We start from the raw sequence: 2,713 nt of genomic DNA on the forward strand, positions 1-2,713 counted from the left end.
CGGGGCCGGGGGCAGGGGCCCGCGCGGGCCCGGCTGCCTCCGCCGGGACGGGTCCGCGGGCTCACTCGGGTCCGAGGCGACGCGGAGGGCCTCGCGCGGGTCCCGTGGCGCGCTCGGGGCGGACCGGGCCGGGCCCGGCAGCGCCCGCCCGGCAGGACCCGGCACCGCCCGCCCGTCCGGGTCGGGGGCCGCTTCCCCGCCCGCCGCCAGCGCGTCGCGGACCCGGCTCGCGGGCGGCCGGGCGGCCGGGTCCTTCGCGAGGCAGGCGGTGATCAGGGGGGCCAGTCCGGGCGGGACGCCCGTCAGGTCCGGCTCCTCGTGGACCGTACGGAACAGCGCGCCCGCCCCACCGCCCTCGCCGAACGGCCCCCGCCCGGTCGCCGCGTACACCAGGACGCAGCCGAGCGAGAAGACGTCGCACGGCGGCCCCAGCGACCCGGCCGACGCCTGCTCCGGGGCCAGGTAGCCGGGCGTCCCGATCACCGCGCCGGTGGCGGTCAGCGCGGTGGCGCCCTCGTGGCGGGCGATCCCGAAGTCGATGAGGCGGGGGCCGTCGAGGGCGAGGAGCACGTTGCCGGGCTTGACGTCACGGTGGATCAGCCCGGCCTCGTGGACCGCTGCGAGGGCCTCGGCGAGCCGGCTCCCGAGCGCCCGGACGGTGACCGGGAGCAACGGGCCTCCGGTCGCCACCACGTGGGCCAGCGAGGGCCCGGGCACGAACGCCGTCGCCAGCCACGGTTCGCGGGCCTCCGTGTCCGCACCGAGCACTGGGACCACCCAGGGGCCGGTGATCCGGGCGGCCGCCTCGGCCTCGCGACGGAAGCGGGCCCGGAAGCCGGGGTCGGCGGCGTGCTCGGCCCGGATCACCTTGACGGCGGCGAGCGCCCCGCCCGCCGAGCGCGCCAGGTAGACCACGCCCATGCCGCCCGCGCCGAGCCGGACGAGGGTGCGGTAGGAGCCGACGGTGCGGGGGTCCTCGGAGGTGAGGGGCCGCACGTCAGCTCTTGGGCTTCGGGGCGGGGCCGACGTAGCGGACGCTGCCGTCCTCCACCCGGTACAAGTGGGCGTCCTGACCGACGAGTTGCTGACGCTCCTTGTCGAACGCGTAGGTGCGCGCCACCCCTTCGTACCGGGCGGCGGCGATCGCGGCGGTGAGCGCGGACCGGGTGGGCAGGCCGTTGCCGGAGGGCGTGACAGTCGCGGACGCCTCCGTCGCCGCGGGCGTCGTCCCCTCGGCCGCGGGCGTCGCTCCCTTGGCCGCCGCCTCGGCGAGGGTGGCCAGTTCGCGGGCGACGAGCCCCGCCACGTCGTACGCCTCGGCGGACCAGGCGGCGGGCGCGGCGCCGAAGCGTTTGCGGTGGGCGGCGGCGAACGTCGCGGCGGCCGGGGCGGTGGCGTCGATGAACGGGGCGACGAACTCCCAGCCGTCGGCCGCCGCGCCCGCCTGTTCGAGGAACTCCGGCCCCATGACGGTGTGCTGAGCCATGCACGGTCCGGCAAAGGAGAGGTCGGCCAGGATACGGGCGACCTTGGCGGCGCCGGTCGCGTCACCGGCGTAGAAGAGGGCGTCGCTGCGGTGCGACAGGAGGTCGGTGACGACCGGCTCGAAGACGGTGGTCCCGGCGGGCACCACCCGGGGGTGGGTGGTGCCGGTGGTGAGGTCGGGGGTCAGCAGATTGGTCGCGTAGCCCGCCTGGTAGGAACCCTGCCCGCCGACCCGGTCGACCAGGACGCCGAGCCGCTCGACGTCGGGGCGAAGGAGAAGGCGGTTGACGACGGGGACGGCGAGCGCGGCGTAGGAGGGGGCGGCCTGGAAGAAGGAGGCGTTGGCCCGGCGCGGGAAGGCCATCAGCAGGGCCGACACCGTCAGGACCGGCAGCACGGCCTCGTCGTACGCGGACAGGGCCGCCCCCGCCGCCTCGTCGCTGGTGGGACCGACGACCGCGACGACCTCCGGGTCGCGGGCGAACTCCTCGGCCACCCGGGCCGAGCGGGCGGGGTCCCCCTGGTCGTCGAGGACCTTCACGGCGAGCCGGAAGCGCTGGTCGTCGAGGGAGTTGAAGCGGTCGACGGCGAGCCGGACGCCGCGTTCCTGGGCACGTCCGGCGGCGCTCATCGGCCCGGTGAGATCGGCGTGCACGCCGATGATGAGGCGCCGTCCGCCGTGCGCCCCGTCGTCTCCGCCCCCACCTCCTCCGTCACCGGTGAGTCGTACGGCGGCGAAGGCTCCGCCGCCGAGGGCGAGGGCGCCACCGGCCGCGAGGAGCAGGAAACGCCGTCGGCCGGGGCCGGGTTGCGGGGGCCCGGGCTCCTCGGTGACGGCGACGGTCGCGTCGATGTCGGGCAGGGCCAGCAGGGCGGCGGACCGGTCCGCGATGATCCGGACGACGTCCTCGGGCAGCCAGTCGACGGTGGCCCCGGCGGGGGCGTCCTCGGCGATCAGGGTGTCGAGGTCGGCGGCGGCCGGACGCTCGCCGGGGTCCTTGGCGAGACACCGGTCGAGGAGCGCGCGCAGCGGGGCGTCGTCGATGCCGTCCAGGTCGGGTGCGTCGTGCACGGTGCGGTAGAGGACGGCGTCGACCGCGCCACCGCCGAAGGGCGGCCGACCGGTGGCCGCGTACGCCAGGAGACAGCCGAGCGAGAAGACGTCTCCGGCGGCTCCGGTGGGCCCGGCGGACTCGGTCGCCCCGACGGCCCCGGCATCCCCCGCCAC

General features: G+C 77.4%; 2 protein-coding genes. Both read right to left on the reverse strand.

What is annotated here, in order from left to right:
• Positions 1-996: serine/threonine-protein kinase (locus tag D3105_RS33270; RefSeq protein WP_240647121.1), on the reverse strand; the 996-nt coding region annotated here is incomplete at its 3' end.
• 1 nt (position 997) lies between these two features.
• Positions 998-2,713, reverse strand: a 1,716-nt coding sequence (locus tag D3105_RS33275) for an ABC transporter substrate-binding protein (protein ID WP_118906537.1), incomplete at its 5' end; no start/stop codon positions are given.

It is taken from the genome of Streptomyces globisporus (genome assembly GCF_003501885.1).
In the GTDB taxonomy this organism is placed as follows: domain Bacteria; phylum Actinomycetota; class Actinomycetes; order Streptomycetales; family Streptomycetaceae; genus Streptomyces; species Streptomyces globisporus_D.